General features: G+C 34.0%; 18 protein-coding genes. 9 read left to right on the top strand and 9 right to left on the bottom strand.

Going from position 1 to position 21925, the window contains the following annotated elements; genetic code table 11:
- Positions 1-2204: PKD domain-containing protein (locus HM986_RS15155; RefSeq protein WP_179335920.1), on the bottom strand; the 2204-nt coding region annotated here is incomplete at its 3' end.
- A 12-nt stretch (positions 2205-2216) separates the two neighbouring features.
- Complete coding sequence (locus tag HM986_RS15150) at positions 2217-2657, bottom strand: hypothetical protein (RefSeq protein ID WP_179335919.1); 441 nt, start codon at positions 2655-2657, stop codon at positions 2217-2219.
- 195 nt (positions 2658-2852) lie between these two features.
- Between HM986_RS15150 and folE the strand changes: the two genes are divergently transcribed.
- From folE to HM986_RS15120, 6 genes are all read left to right on the top strand, one after another.
- Complete coding sequence (folE, locus tag HM986_RS15145; protein ID WP_179335918.1) at positions 2853-3530, top strand: GTP cyclohydrolase I FolE; 678 nt, start codon at positions 2853-2855, stop codon at positions 3528-3530.
- A 254-nt stretch (positions 3531-3784) separates the two neighbouring features.
- Positions 3785-5266 (top strand): cysteine--tRNA ligase, encoded by a 1482-nt coding sequence (gene cysS / locus HM986_RS15140; protein ID WP_179335917.1) that lies wholly within the window; start codon positions 3785-3787, stop codon positions 5264-5266.
- A 2-nt stretch (positions 5267-5268) separates the two neighbouring features.
- Complete coding sequence (yidD, locus tag HM986_RS15135) at positions 5269-5505, top strand: membrane protein insertion efficiency factor YidD (RefSeq protein WP_179335916.1); 237 nt, start codon at positions 5269-5271, stop codon at positions 5503-5505.
- Positions 5506-5810: 305 nt separating this feature from the next.
- On the top strand, positions 5811-6635 hold the full coding sequence (gene lgt, locus HM986_RS15130; protein ID WP_179335915.1) for a prolipoprotein diacylglyceryl transferase: 825 nt from the start codon (positions 5811-5813) through the stop codon (positions 6633-6635).
- Positions 6636-7139: a DUF192 domain-containing protein gene (locus HM986_RS15125; RefSeq protein ID WP_179335914.1), complete on the top strand. Its 504-nt coding sequence runs from the start codon at positions 6636-6638 to the stop codon at positions 7137-7139.
- Positions 7132-7995, top strand: coding sequence for an alpha/beta hydrolase family protein (locus tag HM986_RS15120; RefSeq protein WP_179335913.1), 864 nt, complete (start codon positions 7132-7134; stop codon positions 7993-7995). The genes HM986_RS15125 and HM986_RS15120 overlap by 8 nt, the downstream gene beginning before the upstream one ends.
- 124 nt (positions 7996-8119) lie before the next feature.
- Here the strand turns inward: HM986_RS15120 and secDF are convergent, their stop codons facing one another.
- The 6 genes from secDF to asnB form a co-directional block, all read right to left on the bottom strand.
- Positions 8120-11167 (bottom strand): protein translocase subunit SecDF, encoded by a 3048-nt coding sequence (secDF, locus tag HM986_RS15115; protein WP_179335912.1) that lies wholly within the window; start codon positions 11165-11167, stop codon positions 8120-8122.
- 155 nt (positions 11168-11322) lie between these two features.
- Entirely contained in the window at positions 11323-11934 is a 612-nt protein-coding gene (locus tag HM986_RS15110; protein ID WP_179335911.1) for a hypothetical protein, read from the bottom strand.
- Between the two features lie 73 nt (positions 11935-12007).
- On the bottom strand, positions 12008-12664 hold the full coding sequence (locus HM986_RS15105; protein WP_179335910.1) for a DUF4412 domain-containing protein: 657 nt from the start codon (positions 12662-12664) through the stop codon (positions 12008-12010).
- Between the two features lie 90 nt (positions 12665-12754).
- A complete protein-coding gene (gene mdh / locus HM986_RS15100; RefSeq protein ID WP_179335909.1) occupies positions 12755-13681 on the bottom strand; it encodes a malate dehydrogenase in 927 nt (308 codons plus the stop codon).
- A 267-nt stretch (positions 13682-13948) separates the two neighbouring features.
- Complete coding sequence (gyrB, locus tag HM986_RS15095) at positions 13949-15898, bottom strand: DNA topoisomerase (ATP-hydrolyzing) subunit B (RefSeq protein ID WP_179335908.1); 1950 nt, start codon at positions 15896-15898, stop codon at positions 13949-13951.
- A 399-nt stretch (positions 15899-16297) separates the two neighbouring features.
- Positions 16298-17959 carry an asparagine synthase B gene (asnB, locus tag HM986_RS15090; RefSeq protein ID WP_179335907.1) on the bottom strand — a complete coding sequence of 554 codons (1662 nt, stop codon included), beginning with the start codon at positions 17957-17959 and terminating at the stop codon, positions 16298-16300.
- Between the two features lie 271 nt (positions 17960-18230).
- On the opposite strand from asnB, the gene HM986_RS15085 reads away from it, so the two are divergent.
- Both HM986_RS15085 and HM986_RS15080 read left to right on the top strand, forming a co-directional pair.
- Entirely contained in the window at positions 18231-18821 is a 591-nt protein-coding gene (locus HM986_RS15085; protein ID WP_179335906.1) for a DUF2911 domain-containing protein, read from the top strand.
- A 102-nt stretch (positions 18822-18923) separates the two neighbouring features.
- Positions 18924-19460 carry a DUF2911 domain-containing protein gene (locus HM986_RS15080; RefSeq protein WP_179335905.1) on the top strand — a complete coding sequence of 179 codons (537 nt, stop codon included), beginning with the start codon at positions 18924-18926 and terminating at the stop codon, positions 19458-19460.
- Between the two features lie 103 nt (positions 19461-19563).
- Here HM986_RS15080 and HM986_RS15075 read toward each other — a convergent pair whose 3' ends face one another.
- Positions 19564-20196, bottom strand: a complete 633-nt coding sequence (locus HM986_RS15075) for a 7-carboxy-7-deazaguanine synthase QueE (protein WP_179335904.1) — start codon at positions 20194-20196, stop codon at positions 19564-19566.
- A gap of 181 nt (positions 20197-20377) precedes the next feature.
- Here HM986_RS15075 and HM986_RS15070 point away from each other — a divergent pair, with 181 nt between their 5' ends.
- Positions 20378-21916 carry a helicase HerA-like domain-containing protein gene (locus HM986_RS15070; protein ID WP_179335903.1) on the top strand — a complete coding sequence of 513 codons (1539 nt, stop codon included), beginning with the start codon at positions 20378-20380 and terminating at the stop codon, positions 21914-21916.
- Positions 21917-21925 lie beyond the last annotated feature (9 nt).

The following is a 21925-nucleotide window of genomic DNA, read 5'->3' as shown; positions in this document are numbered from 1 at the left end:
GGCGCTGTAGCTAAAGCTTTTGTGTTAACAACTAAATTAAATAATGCAGTGGCTGAGGCATTGTAACAACTAGAATCTCCTGCACTCGATACTCTAACAAATATCGGTTGTGAATTTGAAGTATTCGTATAATCTGATGGTAAAGCATTATCACCTGAATCGGCATCTGCAAAATTTAAATGATATGTTACTGTGAAATCTGTTGGAGATTGCGATCCTAAAATCGTTGATGTCTGAGCGCTTAAATCAAAGCTCATAAAACCGTCATTATCCACACCATCACAGGTTTCTAAATCTGAAACAGCATTGATTGTAGGTTGACCTGCTACATTTAATGTAAATGGAAATGTATCATAGCAACCAGAGTTTAAATACTCTACTCTAACATATATAGTTTCACCATCTACCCCGTTATAATTTCCTGTGTCAGGTATAAGTGCCACATCGTCTTCTGCTTCAATAAGTGAATTATGATACGTAACCACTAAATCACTAATATTTGTAGCGCTAGCTGTTACCACCGGTGTATTAGAATCTAAATTAAAAAAATAAGGCGGAATGCCAGTATCGCACACAAATAAATTAAGTGGCGCTTCAGTGATTAACTCAGGTAAAACTTCAATACATACTTCTTCAGTGTATTCACATCCAAAATCATCAGTAGCCCTATATGTATAACAATATTGACCTGCTGCAGGTGGTTGCACTGTAATAACATTTCCTGCTGTATTAGTTATTGTCGGGTCTGTATCCCATGCTTCAGTTTCAATTACAGGGGTAAACGAAAGCTCTGGAGGTTGAAGGTTAGGATCAAACTCTATACTCCAAGCAAAAATATAGCCATTATCTGAGCCCAAATGATCAGTTACACTAATAGTCCAATCCCCATTTAAAGGAGAACCTAAGAGGCCATTTAAAGAGTTTTCTGAACTGTAATTACCAGGAGGAACAAATGAATCCTCATAAGTGTCCGGACCATCACCATTTGTAAACGTTCCATCTTCTACAGCTCCTTCTATTAAACTATCTAAACTATCATCTGGTACAAAGCAATATCGGCTTCCTCTTCCAGGAGTGGGATTACCACTATTTTGATCAACAGTTCCTACGGCCCATGGATCTCCTAAATTAGTAGAACCCCCACCATTATCCTCGTTAATCAAATTGACAGATTGTCCGTTCGGAGATATAATTGCAATCTCTAAGTCCCCTAAATAGGAATGCTCCATCGTTATACAAATACTAACCAATTGATTCACGTCAGTAAGTGTTAATGCAGAATCATAACAATCTACAGTGATAGACGAATTGAATGCCACACCATTATCATCGGGTAATTCAAGAATTCCACTTACAGGAGGGGCACAATCATTAATATACTCCACACCCTCTACTTCTCCTACAATATCAGTACTCTCACCATAACAAAGAGTTATATTAGCGGCTTGTGTACCTGTAAAATCAGCCTCAGTTCCAACCTGAATTACTTGATTAATTAAATTATTATTATCACAACCTTCTGGATCGATTGAAGTATTATTATCACGTATATTTAAGTTTACAATATAAACTCCAGGGTTGGGGTATGAAAATGTAGCCGTTTGACCTGCAACAGTATTACCATCTCCTAAATCCCATTCATAAGTAGCTCCCGCTCCACTCGATGAAAATGTTCCACTACCCGTTAAGGTAATTTCTTCGTCAGGACAAACTTTAATATATCCATTTCCATCAGGAGCAGGACTTGCAGAGTCAATTTGAGAATTAATTATCTGACAATCGGTTAAACAAGATATATTTGCAGCCCAGCCACTAACACTTCCTGAACCATCAGACACAAATTGTATCGTTAGACACCCTGAAGTATTATTAACACTCGCTTGGACTATACCAGGACCATCAGGTCCTGAAAAATCCCCATAGGTAGTAGCTGCAACAGAATCTCCATTAAAAATCGACATAACATCTGGCGTACCACCTCCTTGAGTAAAGAAATCCGTAAATTCTAAACGAACTCTTTCACCTGGATTTTCTGGACAAATAGTCAATATAAAATTTTCATCGTTATCGTAACTAGAAAACTCTCCGCCAGAATCATAAAAAACCCCACCACATTGATTAATTGTGGCGGTTTGCATATTAACATCTTGAGCTAATAAAAGTGATGAAAATAATAGAGGGATTATAGTAAATATGTATTTCATGCTTTTATTTTTTTATTGAAATTGGGATTTTATAATTATATAATAATTGGTATTATCGATTTGATACGTCGCTCCGAATCTTGTATTAAAATTGAAGCCATATATTAATGGATTAAATTTATTGCGATCAAATGATTTACTTTTTTCTAATCCGGAAACTTCGGATAATTTAGGCCAAGCTTTCTTTCCATTTTTATTAACTATTAATTTCACCTCTACCCTATTCCTAAGAATGTTCTTTATACTTTTTAAACGATTAGGAATACTAAAAACAAGCTTTTCAGAAGATTCACCATAGGCTTCGATTATTTGAGCACGCTCAACAGCTGTTAACGGCATATTAACATTGGCATTATATTTAACTAATGGCAACGGCTTTTTTTGAATAGATTGCTGACTAAACATACATAAAGGCATGAGCATCAACATAAAAATAAATTGTAGTTTTTTCATAGGTAATTCAGAATATTATAATTTCGAAAATTAAGAAAATTTTAGTAAACCAATTGTTAATTCATCAAGGATATTGGACTTTTAACGGTTTTAATTATATAACAGCTATAATTATAAAACCCCTACCTCATTCAAACTATTTTTATTGTTTATCTTTGCCACTCGTTTTTAAAAACTGATAACAATTATATTACAATGAAAATCGAAAGTGATTTTAACGATATTGATGCCTTAGGAGATGACCATATAGGAACATCTAGTGATACACCTTTGCGACCTGACGCTTTTAAACTATCAAACGCTGAAAAAATAGAACGTATAAAAGGAGATGTTAAACATATATTAGAGACTTTAGGCTTAGACTTAAATGACGATAGCCTTAAAGGCACTCCAAATAGGGTTGCTAAAATGTTTGTTAATGAGATTTTTGGTGGTTTGGATCCTGATAGAAAACCTAGCGCCTCAACCTTTGACAATAAGTACAAATATGGTGAAATGCTTGTTGAAAAAAATATTACTGTTTATTCTACTTGTGAGCATCACTTATTACCTATTGTAGGAAGAGCTCATATAGCGTACATTTCTAATGGTACCGTTGTAGGATTATCTAAAATGAATAGAATCGTAGATTATTACTCAAAACGACCACAGGTACAAGAACGCTTAACGATTCAAATTGTAAAAGAACTTCAGGCAGTTTTAAATACTGAAGATGTTGCTTGTGTTATAGATGCAAAACACTTGTGTGTAAATTCACGTGGTATCCGAGATATTGAAAGTAGTACGGTTACTTCCGAATTTGGTGGAAAATTTAAAGAAAATGAAACACGGAGGGAGCTTTTAGACTACATTAAATTAGATACGCAGTTTTAACTAGTTTTGTTGGTTGCTAAGTTGAAAAAACAAAACCTATACATGTCTATTCATTTTAAAAATTAGAAGTTCAGAAAAAAGCTGTTTAATTAGTATTGAAAACATATAAGATAACAGATTTATTTCCGGTGAAAACTATAAAAATATTAGATTAGATGTCGAATCTATTACAAACAAAATTAATACGTTAAGAAGTCACTTTTTAAAATAACGTAAGCCAACTTAACACCTTCACAACAAACATCTTTACAGCAATGCAACTTTACAATACACAACACATAAAATTATACAATACACTTACTAGTGAAAAGGAAATTTTTCAACCCATTACTGATGGTTACGTTGGAATGTATGTTTGTGGACCAACTGTTTATAGCAATGTACATTTAGGTAATGTGAGAACGTTTATGTCGTTTGATATGATTTTTCGTTACCTTAAACACTTAGGTTATAAAGTGCGCTATGTTAGAAACATTACAGATGCTGGACATTTGGAAAATGATGCTGATGTTGGTGAAGACAAAATCACAAAAAAGGCACGATTAGAAGCTATAGAACCTATGGAAATTGTTCAGCGTTATACCGTTGATTTCCATAATGTGCTGAACACTTTTAATTTTTTACCACCAAGTATTGAGCCTACTGCAACGGGTCATATCATAGAACAAATTGAATTAATTCAATCTATCATAGATAATGGTTTTGCTTATACTGTAAATGGGTCTGTTTATTTTGATGTTCATAAGTACAATGAATCTAATGAATACGGTATTTTGAGCAAACGAAAGCTTGAAGATTTAATTCATAATACGCGTGCACTTGATGGGCAAAGCGACAAGAAAAATCCTCAAGATTTTGCTCTTTGGAAGAAAGCTGAACCAACTCATATTATGCGCTGGCCTTCACCTTGGAGTGATGGTTTTCCTGGTTGGCATTTAGAATGTACGGCTATGAGTACTAAATATCTAGGTGATTATTTTGATATTCATGGTGGAGGAATGGATTTAAAATTTCCACATCACGAATGTGAGATTGCACAAAACCAAGCTTCAAAAGGGCAAGCACCTGTAAAATATTGGATGCATGCTAATATGTTAGAACTTAATGGGGCTCGCATGAGTAAATCGACTGGGAATTACATCAATCCAGCAGAACTACTTTCTGGAGACAATGATATTATGTCTAAAGCTTATAATCCAAGTGTTATTCGTTTTTTCATGATGCAAGCGTCTTATAGAAGTGTTTTAGACTTAACTGATGATGGCTTATCAGCTGCCGAAAAAGGATTTCATAGACTTATGGATGCTATCGGTATAATAGATAACCTCAAAACAAGTTCTTCATCGTCCTTTACTGTTACAGATTGGAAGCAGAAATGCTACGATGCAATGAATGATGATTTTAATACTCCCATTTTAATTGCCACTCTTTTTGAAGCTGTAAAATTCATTAACCAGGTAAAAGATGGAAGTGCTACTGTCACTCCTGAAGATTTAACTGTTTTAAAAGAAACGATTGAGACTTTTATCTTTGATGTTCTTGGTTTAGTAAATATTTCAAAAGAAAGTTCTGGCGGCAATAAGTTAACTGGTGCTGTTGAAATTTTAATTAAGCTTAGAAAAGAAGCCCGATTAAATAAAGATTTTGCTCTGTCTGATAAAATTAGAGATGAATTGGCAGAAGCCGGAATACAACTTAATGACAGTAGAGAAGGTACGACTTTTACAACAAACTAATTGTGAAAAGGTTCCTAACATATCCATTTTTATTACTAATTAAGTTCTATCAAACGTTTATTTCACCAATGACACCTGCGACTTGCAGATATCAACCTACCTGTTCTCATTACGCAAAAGAAGCGTTAGAGGTTCATGGATTTTTTAAAGGAGGTTGGTTAGCTATAAAACGGATTTTTAGTTGTCATCCTTGGGGAGGTAGTGGTTTTGATCCTGTTCCAGGGAAGGATGACAACTAAAAATTGCCTTTGCGCGCTAGCTCGCCCGTTCTCTAAAAATGTACGGGGTACATTTTCTTTACGTTCCGTCGCCTTGGGGAGGTAATGGTTTTGATCCTGTTCCAGGGAAGGATGACAGCTAAAAATTTTCCTAGGTACCAGCTCTCCTATTTTATAAAATGTACTCCTTAAATTTCCTATAGACGCTGTAGACTTGACCAAGCTAGTGGTTTATCCACTATTCCACCAAAAGCGAATTAATATTACGTTAATCTCATTTTCAATCACTATCAAAATATTATATTTACAGCATAAAGAGAATAACTATGTTTTTATTACAGATTGATTGGGATCCTATTAAGTTTATTGATTTAGGATTTTTTAAACTTCATTTTTACAGTTTGATGTGGATTGTTGCCTTTGTTTTGGGTTTCACCATAACTAAGCGCATTTACAAAAACGAAGGTCAATCAGATGAAGCCTTAGATTCTTTATTTATATACTCTGTCGTTGGTATTATGCTAGGAGCCAGATTAGGCCACGTTATATTTTACCAACCAGAATTGATTTCGGAAGATTTCTTTAGCATCTTTTTACCTTTTAAGTTTAAAGGCGGTTTTGAATTCACAGGCTTTCAAGGTTTAGCAAGTCATGGTGCAGCTATCGCTATGATTATTTCGATGTATATCTACAATAAAAAAGTATTGCATAAAACTGTGCTATGGATTTTAGATCGTGTGGTGATTCCGGTAGCTTTAGGAGCTGTATTTGTTAGAATTGGAAACTTTATAAATTCAGAAATCATTGGAAAATATACTGGCAGTGATTTTGGTGTTGTATTTAAACAACTTGGCGAAACTGCTCCACGGCACCCAGCACAATTGTATGAAGCATTCTGTTATGTTTTTGTATTCTTTATTCTGTTTTACTTCTATTGGAAAACTAAAAAATCTGAACAGCAAGGTTTCTTGTTTGGTCTATTTTTAGTATTACTTTGGACGGTAAGGTTTTTTGTTGAATTTGTTAAAGAAGCTCAGAACATTGAGCGTGCTGATTGGGCTTTAAACACAGGCCAATGGCTAAGTATTCCTTTTATAATTATAGGTCTTTACTTTATGTTCATTTATAAACCTAAAACAAAATTGATCTAAATGCGTATTCATTTATTTATAAAATCTGGACTTCTTCTCTTAGGGCTTACAATCTTTTCATCTTGTAAAGAAGAAAAGAAAACAATAGTCGCAGATAAAGTTGTCGTTAACTTTAAAAAAGAAGGCACGCTGACGTTAAAAAAACCAGATTCGGATTCTATAATAAAGACTTTAGATATAGAAATTGCAGATGACGAATACTCTACCCAAACGGGTTTAATGTACAGAACGACATTGGAAGCTAATCAGGGAATGTTGTTTATATTTCCAAACGTTGAAATGCGAAGCTTCTATATGAAAAACACTAAAATTCCTTTAGACATTATTTATATTGATGAAGACAAAACCATAGTCAGCTTTCAAAAGAATGCTAAACCTATGGATGAAACATCTCTTCCGTCTGAAGTACCTGCTAAATATGTTTTAGAAGTTTACGGCGGACTTTCAGATGTTTGGCAACTTTCAGTTGGAGATAAAATTAATTTTACCCAAACCGATGACTAAACCCATAGGTTTAGATATCACTACTCCATTAGGGCATCATTTAGGACTTTCGGTTCTTACACCGAATACTTCAAATCAGAAGACTATTATTATCTCTTCAGCCACTGGCGTTTTACAACATTTCTATTATAAATTTGCCAATTATTTCTCAGAACTGGGTTATACTGTTTATACTTTCGATTACTCTGGTATTGGAAAATCGAATTTGAGTATTTCAGACTTAAAGCAAAACACTACTAACTTGAAGTCTTGGGGAGAAAATGATCAAGCTTCAGTTATTGCTTATGTAAAATCTCAACACCCAACTCATAAAATAATTGTTATTACCCATAGTATTGGAGGTCAAATTTTAGCATTTAATAAAAACATTTCACAAATAGACGCGATAATTACTGTAGCTTCACAGAGTGGCTATTGGAAACTTTGGAAAGGGTTTGAACGTTTTAAAATGTTCGTGTTTTGGCATGCTCTTATTCCATCACTTACACCATTATTTGGTTATTTTCCTGCCAAAAAAATAAAGCTATTTGAAAATTTACCAAGACATATGGTTTATCAATGGCAAAATTGGGGGAAACACGAAAATTATATGCTACGTGAATTTGATTTTGAAGACCTTCAATTTAAAAACTACAATAAACCCTTATTAGCTTTAAGTTTCACTAAAGATAAGTTTGCATCAAAAGCTTCTGTAGATTGGTTAGCAGCACAATTCACCGAAGCTAAACTAGACAGACAACATATTATTCCTGAAGATTTAGGGATTGCAAATGTGGGTCATTTTGGATTCTTTAGAATTGAATTTAAAACGTCGTTATGGAACAAAACGCACGAATGGATAGCGAAGCATACATAGAGTTTACTTACTATTTTAGTCACAAATTTTTCTGCAATATTAAGTTTATATAAAAAAAATGCCTTTCAATAATGAAAGGCATTTTAAAATTCTGAATGACTTCAGAATAGAATATATTTTAAGCTTAAGCTTCTTCAGGTTCTTCTTTCACTTTATTCTTAAGTGCTTCTGCTACGTTACCTTTTTTAGCTGTATCGTACATAATTGGTGTTGCAATAAATACTGAAGAGTATGTACCAACTATTACACCCAAAATTAAAGCGAATAATAAATCTTTAAGTGAGTCTGCACCAAATAAGAACATTGCCAATAACACAACTAAAGTAGTTAACGACGTATTTAACGTTCTACTAATAGTACTGTTTATAGATTTGTTAATTGTAGTATCGAATTTCCAACCTAAGTTTTCATTAAAGTATTCTCTAATTCTATCAAAAACAACAACCGTATCATTTAAAGAGTAACCAATTACGGTTAAGATTGCGGCAATAAACGTTTGATCAACCTCCATGCTAAATGGCATAAATCTCCATGTTATTGAATAGATCCCCAATACAATTAACACATCATGGAAAACTGCAGCAACTGCACCAAGAGAGAATTGCCATTTTTTAAATCTAAATAAGATGTATAAAAATACCACGACTAAAGATCCTAAAATTGCCCAAATAGATGCTTTTTGAATATCATCCGCAATAGTTGGACTCACTTTACTAGATAACATTTTTCCAATGGCATCATCTCCAGAACCTGTTTTAAACTCAGCATATGTCATGCCTGTTGGAAGGTATTTCTGTAATGCTGTAAACAACATAGACTCTACCTCTTCATCAGCCTCCAAAGAACTATCTTCTACCTTATATTTCGTAGAAATCTTTAATTGATTTGCTCCTCCTATAGTTTTTACTTCCGCACTCTCAAAGATATCTTCTAGTTCGCCTTTAACTTCCTCAACACTCATGTCTTGAGCAAAACGCACTTGGTAAGTTCTACCACCAACGAAATCAATACCTTGATCTAACCCTGTAGTAAATAGAGAACCTAAACTCGCTAAAATTAATGCTCCAGAAATGACATAAGCAATCTTACGTTTCTTTAAGAAATCGATATTTACATTCGTAAATAAGTTTTTAGTTAAACCTGTAGAGAAATCTAATTTACCTCCTCTATTAACATACCAATCTACTAATAAACGAGTAATGAAAATTGCAGTAAATAAAGATGTTAAAATACCAATGATTAATGTTGTTGCAAAACCTTTGATTGGTCCTGTACCAAATACAAATAATATTAAAGCAGTTAAACCTGTTGTAATGTTTGCATCTAATATTGAAGACAACGCATTAGAAAAACCGTCTTTAACAGATTCTTTTTGTGTTTTTCCTTTTGCGATTTCCTCTTTAATCCTCTCGAAGATAAGTACGTTTGCATCGACCGAAATACCAATCGTTAATACAATACCTGCAATACCAGGTAAGGTTAGTACAGCACCTAAACTTGCTAGCACACCAAATATTAATAAGATGTTTAATAATAAAGCGATATCAGCAAAACCACCAGCTTTTCCGTAGTAAAAGATCATCCAAAGTAATACAAATGCTAAAGCGATAACGAATGATTTCATTCCGCTATCAATAGCTTCTTGTCCTAATGAAGGTCCAACGATATCCGATTGCACAATCTCCGCAGAAGCAGGTAATTTACCAGCTCTTAAAACGTTGGCTAAATCCACAGCTTCAGTTAGTGAGAATGATCCTGAAATTTGTGATCTACCACCAGATATTGCGCCTGTTGTTACACTTGGTGCAGAATACACTGTGTTATCTAATACAATAGCAATATTACCTTGTGTTTCGTAAGCCTTCTTGGTCATTTCTTCCCAAATCTTAGCTCCTTTAGAGTTCATTTGCATACTTACTGCAGGTCTACTTCGTGGGTCGTAATCTTGATCTGCACCTGTAATTACATCTCCACTTAATTCTGGTTCGCCATCTCTATTACCTTTAATAGCATAAAGTTCTGAAAACTCAGATTCTTCATTTTGTAATCCCCATACAAATCTTACATAGCGCATTTCTGCAGGTAAAGAAGCTCTGTTTTTTGAAGCATTTAAATGCTGCAATACTTTTTCTTTATCCTTAGATAAAAACATACCAATTACTGACCCCCCATTTCCATAACCTTGAATTCCTAAAGGATTAATATTAGCAACATCTGTAGTATCTGTTTCTATTTGGCCAGTAAGTTCATTAATAACATCTGAAGTATCTTCTTCTTGATCTTCCGTTACATCTGCAACTTCATCGTTTGTTTCTTTTTCCTTATTTTCTTCAACCAAATTTTGGTTAACCTCCATTAAATAAGGTAGAACATCTTGTGTCTTGTACGTTTCCCAAAACTCTAATTGAGCTGTTGTGGTAACTAACTCCGTAACACGCTCAATATCCTTAGCTCCTGGCAATTCTAAAAGAATACGACCAGAGTTTCCTAAACGTTGAATGTTAGGTGATGTTACACCAAACTTATCAATACGCTTACGTAATACTTCGAAAGCTGAAACAATAGACTCATCAATTTTTGTTTCGATAATGTTTTTAACCTCATTATCTGACATATCGAACTTAATCTCGTCGCTTAGCGTACGATTCGCAAAAATATCTGGAGATGCTAATTTAGTATCTCCTTTAATAGCATCAAACGCTGTAAAGAACGATTGCAAATAAGAATCTTGTGAATCTTTTTGTAATTCATCAGCATCATCTAGAGCTTTATTAAAAACCGGATTTTTGCTTTTGTTAGCTAAACCTTTTAAGATGTCTTTTACTGAGATTTGAAGAATTACATTAATACCACCTTTAAGGTCTAAACCTAAGTTCATGGCATTATTTTCAACTTCATTATAAGTGTATTGTGCAACACCTAAATTATATACTTCGATAGACTCAAAGTTCTCACCTACTTTAATTTTAGAAGTTTTCAACGAATCTAAATAGCGAGCCTCTTCGATATTCCTTTTCGTTTGGTAATCCTCTTCTGTATCAGCATATTTAGCAATTGCTGCTTGTTCTGCATTAGCTTCTATCTGATTCGCTTTAAAAGTAAATGATAATTGGTAGAGACTTACCAAACCAAATAAAAGCGCAAAAAGCTTAATTATTCCTTTGTTTTGCATTGTAATTTTTATTTAATGTCGATTTTTTTGAACGCGCAAATATAGAGTTTACGCTATAATCCGACAATGTTTTTTTATAAATTGATTTTTAGCTTTTTGATTGATAAAAGCTCTATGAAGTGATGTGGAATTTATTTCAGATTATATAATTCCATTTAGGCTATTGGTCCTGCTCTAACCTCAGGAATGATGTAAGAAATAGTATCTATCGATACAATAGCGTCATTCGTAATTGCCGTGGCAACCCTAATACTGTAATTAATTTCAATGGCACTAAATTGATTACCAAAATTATTGGTCTTTGAATTTGATAAACGATCTATTTTCTGATTAACCTCAACGACCTGAGCGCGTTCAAAATCCCAATTAATTGTATCATTGGTCTTAATTTCAGAGATATTAAGTTCGTAGTCCTTTAGGTTTTTATGTTCAGGAAAGTTATTGGATTGTTTATGGGCAGAATTGTAATCTACTTTTAACGTTTCAACATTGAATAGTGCGTTCTGAATATATTTAACATGCGTATTACTATAATATGTTATTCTAAGTTGGCCTTCGTTATTTTGACCTATTTCAATATGAGTGACACCGATATTTTGAAGTTGATTTTGAATGGCTTCAATAGCAATTTCTGCGTCTTCTGAAGAAATTTCTGAATCAGAAAACTGAACCACAATCTGCTGATTGGGTAATATGTTTTGCTCTAAATACGTTCCTAAAAACGCCAAGAACAAAACGAACAATCCAATATTTAGTTTGGTTTTCATGCGCCAAATATAGACAAAAAAAAAGACTGTATTTCTACAGTCTTATCTAAATAATATCTTCTATGCTATTCAATTACATACCTTCAAGTTTGGTATATCCTTCTGGTGGTGATAAGCTCAGTTTTTCATCGGATACAGACTCTTTTTTAATCTCTGTTATTTCTGATGTTACTACCATATTTGATCCCATTTGATTCATTGTCATTATAAAATATAAAGGATAGCCTTCAATTTTATCTCCCATTGCAGTCGTGTTATGGCTAAAAGCTGAAATTTTATCTGTTGTAAACATTTCCATTTCTACATCTTGACCATTTTGTTTCATATTAATGATATATTGTTGACATTCATAACCCAATATAGTCTTAGTTTCGTCACCTTTTTTGACAATTACACTTTTTAAATCCTCTTCAGAGGGAACAAAAGATTGTAATACAAATTTTTTGCCCATCCCTGGCTGATCCAATAGCATTAACATTTGTTTTTCAGCAGCATCTAAAACGATAACCAAATCACCAGTCATCGGATTGCTTGTTTCCGTGCGTGATTTTTGATCTTTGAAATAGGTTGTCGCTTTTGAATCTCCCATAGCTTCTAACTGCGCATTCACTTGTGCATTATCACTAGTTACAGTTTGATTAGCCGTAAGAACCCCTTCTGAAATTACAGTTTGTGCAGTTGCGTTAACACTAAATATTAACGCAAAACTTAATAATAGTACTTTTTTCATTTCTTTTTTTTTATAATTGCTTGTTATTACATAAAAACCTTACCAACAAAAATGTAAGTAAGGTTTTTTAATTAGATGTATTACTAAAGCTTATAGTTCTAATAATCCATTCGTTTTCTTAACACCTTCAGCACTTGCTTTCATGTGTTCTTTTTCAGCATCACTTAACGACACATCAACGATTTTTTCTATTCCATTTCTACCTAAAACAACTGGCACACCAATACAAAGATCAGACAAACCATATTCTCCTTCTAGTAATGTAGAGCACGGATAAATTTTCTTTTGATCGCAAGCGATCGCCTGAACTAAACCACTCACTGCAGCACCTGGTGCATACCAAGCTGAAGTTCCTAATAATTTAGTCAATGTTGCTCCACCTACCTTGGTGTCTTCTGCAACTTGATTTAAACGCTCTTCTGATAAAAATTCAGAAACCTTAATACTGTTTCTTGTCGCATGAGATATTAATGGCACCATACCTGTATCGCTATGTCCACCAATTACCATTCCGTCAACATCACTAATCGGCGCCTCTAAAGCTTCTGCCAATCTGTATTTAAAACGTGCAGAATCTAATGCTCCACCCATTCCTATAATTCTATGCTTTGGTAAACCTGTAGTCTTATGCACCAAATAAGTCATTGTATCCATAGGATTACTCACCACAATGATAATTGTATTTGGAGAATGCTCCACTAAACTTGAAGATACTGTTTTAACAATACCTGCATTAATTCCTATTAATTCTTCACGAGTCATTCCTGGCTTACGAGGTATACCAGAAGTAATTACACAAATATCGCTATTTGCTGTTTTAGAATAATCGTTTGTACTCCCTGTAATTTTTGTATCAAAACCATTTAAGGATGCACACTGCATTAAGTCCATTGCTTTTCCTTCTGCATAACCTTCTTTAATATCTAAGATTACAACTTCAGAAGCAAAATTTTTAATTGCAATATACTCTGCACAACTTGCGCCAACTGCACCAGCGCCAACTACGGTAACTTTCATTTGTTATTTATTTAAATTAATGTGGACTGGAATTCATCTAAAATTATTATTCTTATCGAAAGTAGTTTTTAATGCATTCCATAATTATATATTTTTAATGTGTAAATTCTGTATTAAATACAAGCGTAAATTTACGAATAAAATAACCGTTAATGAAGAAAGTATTAAATTTCCTCCTGCAAATAACTTCAAAATAAGCGTATAAAAAAAAGCAACTATGTTAATACATAATCGCTTTTTTTTAAATTCATTTATTCATGATGCTATTTACGCATCAATATTTGCATAAATAGCATTCTTTTCTATAAACTCTCTACGTGGTGGCACTTCGTCCCCCATTAGCATTGAGAATACACGATCTGCTTCTACTCCATTGTCAATATGTATTTGACGTAATGTTCTAAACTCAGGGTTCATTGTAGTATCCCAAAGTTGTTCAGCATTCATCTCACCAAGACCTTTATAACGTTGGATTTTTGCTCCATCACCATATTGCTCCATTAAAGCCAATCGCTCTTCATCATTCCAAGCATACTCCTTTTTGGCTCCTTTTTTCACCAAGAATAACGGTGGAGTTGCAATATAAATATGACCGTTTTCAATTAACTCCTTCATGTAACGGAAGAAGAAGGTTAAGATTAAAGTTTCAATATGCGAACCATCGATATCGGCATCACACATAATAACTATTTTATGATATCTTAATTTTGAAAGATTTAAAGCTTTACTGTCTTCTTCTGTTCCTATTGTAACACCTAAAGCGGTAAAGATATTTTTAATTTCTTCGTTTTCAAAAACCTTATGTGTCATGGCTTTCTCCACGTTAAGAATTTTACCTCTTAATGGCAGAATTGCTTGAAACATTCTATCACGACCTTGTTTTGCAGTACCACCTGCCGAATCTCCCTCGACTAAGTATACTTCACATTTTGCAGGGTCTTGCTCAGAACAATCAGATAATTTACCAGGTAAACCACCAATACTCATTACTGTTTTACGCTGTACCATTTCACGTGCTTTTTGAGCAGCATGACGTGCCTGTGCAGCAAGTATTACTTTTTGAACGATAGTTTTAGCATCCTCAGGATTTTCTTCTAAATAATCCGTAAGCATTTCGGAAACGGACTGACTTACAGCAGCTGAAACTTCACGGTTTCCTAATTTAGTTTTTGTCTGACCTTCAAACTGTGGCTCTTGTACTTTTACAGAAATAATAGCGGTTAAGCCTTCACGGAAATCATCTCCAGCAATATCAAACTTTAATTTGTCTAACATTCCAGATTCGTCCGCATACTTTTTAAGTGTATGAGTTAAACCACGACGAAATCCTGATAAATGTGTCCCACCTTCATGTGTATTAATATTATTTACATAAGAGTGTAAATTTTCAGCATAAGACGTGTTATAAATCATAGCGACCTCAACTGGCACACCGTTCTTTTCACCTTCAAAAGAAATAACATCTTTCATTAAAGGTTCTCTTGTAGCATCAAGAAACTTGATAAACTCTTTAAGCCCCTCTTCCGAATGAAACGTTTCACCTTCAAATTCGCCATCTTCTTTTTTATGACGTTTATCTATTAAATGAATCGTAATACCTTTATTAAGGTATGCTAATTCACGTAAACGACTTGCTAAAGTATCATAGTTATAGTCTAAGGTTTGCGTAAAAATTGTTGGATCTGGCTTAAAGGTTACTATGGTACCTCTCTTGTCTGTCTCACCAATTTTCTTAACAGGGTACATTGCTTTACCACGTTCGTACTCTTGTTCCCAAATTTCTCCTTTTCTATACACTGTAGCGGTCAAATGCTCTGATAATGCATTTACACAACTCACACCAACACCGTGTAGTCCACCAGAAACTTTATAAGAATCTTTATCGAATTTTCCACCCGCACCAATTTTAGTCATTACAACTTCTAATGCAGAAACCCCTTCTTTTTTATGTAAGTCTACAGGAATACCACGACCATCATCTTCTGTCGTTATCGAATTATCTTCGTTAATGATAACCGTAATATTATCACAGTGACCAGCTAAAGCTTCATCAATAGAGTTATCTACGACTTCATAAACTAAATGGTGTAAACCACGGACACCTACATCTCCGATATACATCGATGGACGCATACGCACATGCTCCATGCCTTCTAAAGCCTGAATACTATCTGCAGAATAGTTATCCTTGTTAAATTCTTCTCTTTTTTCGCTCATTATTTTGAATACGTTTTAATTCTTTTTAGCATTTTCAATGAGATCCCATCCTTCAAAGGGATCAATTCGATTTATTAAACTTCTCAGACGTCGTCTTAAAAATTTAGAACCTTATTGACATAAAAAAAATGACACAAGTGTATCATTTTTGAATACTAACAAATATACGGATTTTTAACGCATTTTAAGCACCTTTTGTTTATACAGGTCAAAAATTATCAACATTTGTTAATTTCTAAAAAACCTCTTAAATCGTCTAAAAAGCACCTTATTTTTAATTTTGTTGATTCTAAACAACCTCAGACTTCTGCGGAAAACAAAAAATCCCGCAGAAGCGAGATTTTGATTTTGTCTTTCTGTAAAAATAACCTTCATTGAGGTTAAATTCATAGCCTTTTTCTAATACGCTTTATCATGCACATTAGCAATTGCTCTACCAGAAGGATCGTTCATATTTTTAAATGCCTCATCCCATTCTAAAGCCGTTGCTGTACTACAAGCTACACTTGCTTCTTGAGGTACACTTAGTGCTGCTGCATCACTTGGAAAATGACCTTCAAAAATACTTCTGTAATAATATTCTTCTTTGTTTAGTGGTGTATTAATTGGAAAGCGGAATGCTGCATTTTGTATTTGTTCATCTGTAACTTCACTTGCTACAAGTTCTTTTAAGGTATCAATCCAGCTGTAACCTACTCCGTCAGAAAATTGTTCTTTTTGCCTCCAAGCTACGCTTTCTGGAATCATATCTTCAAATGCTTTACGGACCACCCATTTTTCCATACGTTCTCCATTAATCATTTTATCTTGAGGGTTGATGCGCATGGCAACATCCATAAATTCTTTATCTAAGAATGGCACGCGACCTTCAATTCCCCAAGCTGCCAAACTTTTGTTAGCTCTTAAACAATCGTACATATGTAACTTATCTAATTTACGAACGGTTTCTTCATGAAACTCTTGCGCGCTCGGGGCTTTATGAAAATATAAATACCCTCCAAATAACTCATCAGCACCTTCACCAGATAATACCATTTTAATTCCCATAGATTTAATAACTCTAGCCATTAAATACATAGGAGTCGACGAACGGATAGTAGTGATATCATAAGTCTCGATGTTATAAATCACATCTTTAATCGCATCTAATCCTTCTTGGATGGTGAATTTTATTTCATGATGAACCGTACCAATATGGTCAGCTACTTTTTTAGCTGCTGCTAAATCTGGTGAACCTTCTAACCCAACAGAAAACGAATGCAGTTGTGGATACCATGCTTTTTCCTTATCATCAGCTTCAATACGTCTTTCAGAATATTTTTTAGCAATAGCAGATGTTACTGAAGAATCTAACCCACCTGATAATAGCACGCCATAAGGCACATCGCTCATTAGTTGTCTATGCACGGCATCTTCTAAGGCTTGTTTTACCTCAGCAATACTTGTTTCGTTGTCTTTTACAGCATCATACTCTAACCAATCTCTCTTGTACCATTTCACAAATTCCCCATCTTTACTAGACATATAATGTCCTGGAGGAAATAATTGAATCTTAGTACAAATACCTTCTAATGCTTTTAATTCTGATGCCACATAAAAGGTTCCGTTTTTATCCCATCCTATATATAAAGGGATAATCCCCATATGATCTCTCGCTATAAAATACTCATCTTTTTCAACATCATAAATCGCAAAACCAAAAATACCATTCATATCATCTACAAAGTCCACTCCTTTTTCCTGATACAAAGCTAGGATCACTTCACAATCACTTTGTGTTTGAAAATCATAGTCGGGATACTGAGCACGTAACTCTCTATGGTTATAGATTTCACCATTAGCAGCTAAGATTAATTTTTTATCGGGACTTAATAAAGGTTGTTTTCCTGAAGCTGGATCTACAATTGCTAAACGCTCATGCGCCATGATTACTTTATCATCACTATATATTCCGCTCCAATCTGGACCACGGTGACGAATTGTTTTTGCCATCTCTAAAACTTGAGGTCTTAAATCTTCAACTTTTTGCTTTATATCGAACGCACATACTATTCCGCACATAACTTTTATATTTTTTGAATTAGGCCTTAACTATTGTCAGCCATATATTATTAATTACAGGACAAATATGAACTTAAACTTTCATATTAAAAACATAAACAACAATAATAGTTTCAATATGAAACTTTAAATTGCAAATAGACATCAATACAAAACTAAGTCAACATTAAATAAACAGATTACCTATTAATTTGTAAATTTTAATATTTATTTACGACCTAGGCTTTATATTACATAATAACTTAATCAAAACCAAAAATTAATTCTATTCATGAAAACATCAAAATTACTTACTACTGTGAGCTTATCATTTGTAATGCTTTTATCATTAAACGTTAACGCTCAAGAATTTGACAAAATGGACAACAGCACAATGGACCGTGCTTACTATCCATCAAATGCACCAAAAAGAACATTTGAAAAAACTGATGAAGCCAAGAAACTATCAGAACCACAAATTAGAGTTACTTACTCTAGGCCAGCTAAAAAAGGAAGAGAAGTTTTTGGCAAGCTTTTAAAATTTGGAAAAGCTTGGCGCGTTGGGGCTAATGAGTCTACAGAAATATTATTTGTAAATGATGTGACTTTTGGCGGTAAAGAGATTAAAGCTGGACGTTATAGTGTGATCATTATTCCTACTGAAAAAGAATGGACTCTAAAGTTAAACACTGAGCTTGACGGTTGGGGAAATTACGGCTATGATGAAACTAAAGATATTGCAAGCGTGTCTGTACCTGTAACTAAAAGTAATAAAGAAATTGAAAACTTGTCTATAGTTCTATATAAGGCTTCTAACGATACCGTAAACCTAAAAATTGGATGGGATACCACAATTGCTGAATTTCCAATTACTTTAAAATAAGTCAAAAACTTTAACATCTAGTTTCGTTATTTAATATAATATTAAGACGAATGGGTTTTATCTTTATCGCATACACATACACTAAAAATTAAAAAATTAATTATGAAAACATCAAGACTATTAACAACCATTTCTTTTGCATTTATGATGCTTATTTCTTTTAGTGCTGAGGCACAAAAATTTTCTAGCTTAGACAAAAGTCCTTTAGACGCGGCTTCATTTGGAAGAGGTAGCGATCAATTGATAAAAGTATACTACGGTAGACCACAACTTAAAGGCAGAACTGTAAAAGAATTAACTCAAAAAGATAAAGTATGGAGAACAGGTGCTAACGAAGCAACTGAACTAATTCTTTTTAAGGATATGAAACTTGGAGGAAAGACAGTTAAAGCTGGTACATATTCATTATTTACTATTCCTGGAGATAAAGAGTGGACTATTATTGTAAGTTCTGATGTAAATAATTGGGGAGCTGCAGGATACAAAGAAGATAACACTGTAGCGAGCATTATTGTTCCGGTAACAGAAGATAAAGAATCATTAGAAGCGTTTTCTATTGCTTTTGACAAATCTGATGACGGTGTACATATGTTCATCGGCTGGGGAACAACTAGAGTTGCTGTACCTTTTACTAAATAACTGTTAGCTGTTAGCTGAAATAAAAAAGTTCCGAGAAGTTATAAATCTTCTCGGAACTTTTTATTTTATATCCTGTCTCAACTTTAAAAGCATAGAGACTAAACTAGGGGATGTTCAAATATTTATGCGTTTGCAATGATACCTTCCATCTTGGATTAGCCATTACATAATCTACAATTTTAGGAATCACTTTATCGCGTTTACTCCATTCGGGTTGCAAATACAAAATACAATCTTTATTCACTTTATCTGCTTGCTCTTCGGCAAACTTAAAATCGTCATTGTTATAGATAATACACTTAAGCTCGTGCGCTTTTTCATAAACCTCTTCAGTCGGTAATTTCATTTTCTTAGGAGATAAGCATATCCAATCCCACTGCCCTGTCAATTTATACGCACCAGATGTTTCAATATGTGTTTGTACACCCTTTGCTTTTAATTGTGCCGTTAATGGCCCCATATCCCAAGTTAAGGGTTCACCACCTGTAACAATAATAGTATCGCTATATTTTACAGCGTTTTCCACAATTTTTTCTGTTTCAGTAGGCGGATGTAATTCCGCTAACCAACTCTCTTTAACGTCACACCAATGGCAACCTACATCGCATCCACCAATTCTCACAAAATACGCAGCTGTTCCTTTATGGAAACCCTCGCCTTGAATCGTATAAAACTCTTCCATTAAAGGCAGCAATAATCCTTTATCTATTAATTCTTGTCGTTCTCTTCTTGTCATAAGACTGCAAAGATAGTTATTTAGTTTTCAGTCTCAGTCTCAGTTTGCTTTAAACTATTGGTAAAATTTAATATTTAGGGATGGGAATTAGAGATTGCAGATATCTATTACTTAATTATGAAATTGAAATCTATTTCATACCTGATTAAATTACATTATTTTTATGCAAATTTTCTGATAAATGAAGAATTCTGAAGCTTTCGTAAAAGAAATCAACGACGGAAACGCTTGCAAAGGCGACTATATTACTTTAGGCTCTGCTATGCTCGATGGCAAAACTATTACAAACACTTTTGTAAATGTTCCCTTAAAAACCATGAATAGACATGGACTTATTGCAGGAGCGACGGGTACCGGCAAGACAAAAACGCTTCAGGTTTTAGCTGAAAATTTATCCGAAAAAGGTGTCCCTGTTTTACTGATGGACATTAAAGGCGATTTAAGTGGATTAGCCAAACCAAGTCCTGGCCACGCTAAAATTGATGAACGCCATGCGCAAATTGGGTTACCTTTTGAACCAAAAGCGTTTCCTGTAGAAGTCATGACTTTATCCGAACAAGATGGAGTGCGTTTAAGAGCAACAATCAGTGAATTCGGCCCTGTTTTAATTTCAAGAATATTAGATGTTACAGAAACGCAAGCTGGTATTATTTCTGTCATTTTTAAATATTGTGATGATAACCATTTACCGTTATTAGATCTTAAAGATTTCAAGAAAATTCTACAATATGCTACTAATGAAGGTAAGAAAGAATTTGAAGAAGCCTATGGTCGTATTTCAACCGCTTCAACAGGTGCAATTCTAAGAAAGCTTGTAGAAATTGAACAACAAGGTGGTGATGTTTTCTTTGGTGAAACCTCTTTTGACACTCAAGATTTATTGAGGATTGATGAAAACGGTCGCGGATATATTAACATCATTAGACTAACAGACATTCAAGATAAGCCGAAATTATTTTCAACATTTATGTTGAGTTTATTGGCAGAGATTTATTCTACGTTTCCAGAACAAGGAGATAGTGGACGACCAGAACTCATTATGTTCATTGATGAAGCACATTTAATCTTTAATGAAGCTTCTGATGCCTTATTAAACCAGATTGAAAGTATCGTTAAACTAATTCGAAGTAAAGGAGTTGGATTATATTTTGTAACACAGAACCCAACAGATGTACCAGAAGCTGTTTTAGGACAGTTAGGTTTAAAGGTACAACATGCCTTAAGAGCCTTTACAGCAAAAGATAGAAAAGCCATAAAGTTAACTGCTCAAAATTATCCGGACACAGATTATTATGACACAGCAGAAGTTTTAACCTCTTTAGGAATCGGAGAAGCCTTAGTCTCTGCACTAGATGAAAAAGGAAAACCTACACCATTAGCCGCTACCATGTTGCGTGCACCAATGAGTAGAATGGATATCTTGACGGAATCTGAATTAGGAGGCTTGTTAGCAGATTCAAAATTGGCTAAAAAATACAATCAAGAAATCGATAGAGAAAGTGCTTACGAAATGCTAAATAAAAAAATTGAGCAAGCTGAAGCAGAAGAAGCTATACAAAAAGCTAAAGCAGAAAAAGAAGCTTTAAAACGAGCTGAAAGTAAAAGAAAAACAAGCTCAACCAGAAGACAAAGCACACGAATGAATCCTATTGTTAAGGTTTTAACTAGTGCGACAGTCATACGAGGAGTCTTAGGAATATTAAGTAAAATGATAAAATAAATAATGCTT

Origin of the sequence: Winogradskyella costae (assembly GCF_013403865.1) — a bacterium.
GTDB lineage: Bacteria > Bacteroidota > Bacteroidia > Flavobacteriales > Flavobacteriaceae > Winogradskyella > Winogradskyella costae.
This window is presented reverse-complemented; position numbering and strand designations above follow the sequence as displayed.

Coding starts and splice junctions, on each gene's coding strand:
- HM986_RS15150 (WP_179335919.1), bottom strand. CDS start 2,657: ATGAAAAAACTACAATTTATTTTTATGTTGATGCTCATGCCTTTATGT.
- folE (WP_179335918.1), top strand. CDS start 2,853: ATGAAAATCGAAAGTGATTTTAACGATATTGATGCCTTAGGAGATGAC.
- cysS (WP_179335917.1), top strand. CDS start 3,785: ATGCAACTTTACAATACACAACACATAAAATTATACAATACACTTACT.
- lgt (WP_179335915.1), top strand. CDS start 5,811: ATGTTTTTATTACAGATTGATTGGGATCCTATTAAGTTTATTGATTTA.
- HM986_RS15125 (WP_179335914.1), top strand. CDS start 6,636: ATGCGTATTCATTTATTTATAAAATCTGGACTTCTTCTCTTAGGGCTT.
- HM986_RS15120 (WP_179335913.1), top strand. CDS start 7,132: ATGACTAAACCCATAGGTTTAGATATCACTACTCCATTAGGGCATCAT.
- secDF (WP_179335912.1), bottom strand. CDS start 11,167: ATGCAAAACAAAGGAATAATTAAGCTTTTTGCGCTTTTATTTGGTTTG.
- HM986_RS15110 (WP_179335911.1), bottom strand. CDS start 11,934: ATGAAAACCAAACTAAATATTGGATTGTTCGTTTTGTTCTTGGCGTTT.
- HM986_RS15105 (WP_179335910.1), bottom strand. CDS start 12,664: ATGAAAAAAGTACTATTATTAAGTTTTGCGTTAATATTTAGTGTTAAC.
- mdh (WP_179335909.1), bottom strand. CDS start 13,681: ATGAAAGTTACCGTAGTTGGCGCTGGTGCAGTTGGCGCAAGTTGTGCA.
- gyrB (WP_179335908.1), bottom strand. CDS start 15,898: ATGAGCGAAAAAAGAGAAGAATTTAACAAGGATAACTATTCTGCAGAT.
- asnB (WP_179335907.1), bottom strand. CDS start 17,959: ATGTGCGGAATAGTATGTGCGTTCGATATAAAGCAAAAAGTTGAAGAT.
- HM986_RS15085 (WP_179335906.1), top strand. CDS start 18,231: ATGAAAACATCAAAATTACTTACTACTGTGAGCTTATCATTTGTAATG.
- HM986_RS15080 (WP_179335905.1), top strand. CDS start 18,924: ATGAAAACATCAAGACTATTAACAACCATTTCTTTTGCATTTATGATG.
- HM986_RS15075 (WP_179335904.1), bottom strand. CDS start 20,196: ATGACAAGAAGAGAACGACAAGAATTAATAGATAAAGGATTATTGCTG.
- HM986_RS15070 (WP_179335903.1), top strand. CDS start 20,378: ATGAAGAATTCTGAAGCTTTCGTAAAAGAAATCAACGACGGAAACGCT.